The organism is Vibrio sp. 1402, assembly GCF_033340275.1.
Window position 1 is genome coordinate 1 of record NZ_JAWOWE010000261.1, and the last position, 713, is coordinate 713.

General features: G+C 42.4%; 2 protein-coding genes. Both read right to left on the reverse strand.

Annotated elements, in window-relative coordinates; translation table 11 throughout:
- Positions 1–542 (reverse strand): DUF2884 family protein (locus tag R7044_RS25440; protein WP_225456024.1); only part of this gene is annotated, 542 nt, incomplete at its 3' end.
- A gap of 61 nt (positions 543–603) precedes the next feature.
- Positions 604–713: GreA/GreB family elongation factor (locus R7044_RS25445; protein WP_225456025.1), on the reverse strand; the 110-nt coding region annotated here is incomplete at its 5' end.

The window sequence follows — 713 nt, forward strand, 5'->3', positions numbered from 1 at the left end:
TCTTCTTTCATTTTTTTCGATAAAGCATCGAACGCGCTAGCCAGAAACTCTTTATTAAAAATCTCCTGCGCCTTTTCAAAATCTTTCGTCCAGCCCTGCGTCATCGATTCAAAGCTGTCTGCAGGCAAAATAAAATCACCATCTTTGTAATAACGAGATTGCACATCAGCAAAGAAGTCTTTAACTGCAACTTTTACGTTATCAAACGCGCCCGGCGCATCCAAACTCGCTGCCACATCATCAATGATGTCATTGGCAAGTTCCAAGCCATCACTCGCTAGCTGCTTAGCTTGAGGGATATAGGCATTCATTTTTTCGCGATATGCTTCAATCGCGGCTTTCTGCTCTGCATCGAGTTCAATCAACTCACCTTTGATGAACAAGTTGTTGTCTTCGTCCACGACGGCTTTATCACCAGAAGTCTGGCGAATTTCCAAACTCTGTCCATCCATACGAACTTCATTATGGATGTCCACACGACATTGCGCTGCATAGCCTGTTGCACTAACCATCAGCAATGAAAGTGTAAGAAGTTTCTTCATGTCATTCTCTTATCTTCAAAATAACTTCTGTTAAACATAACACTCAGTTATACATTTGATGTCAGAACACCGTCACGACTTCGTAACAAGTTGTTTTATCGCCAATTTTCATCTCAAACTCTTCGCCTTCCTCTTTGCCAAGTAACGCTCGTCCCAATGGTGATTTCGCTG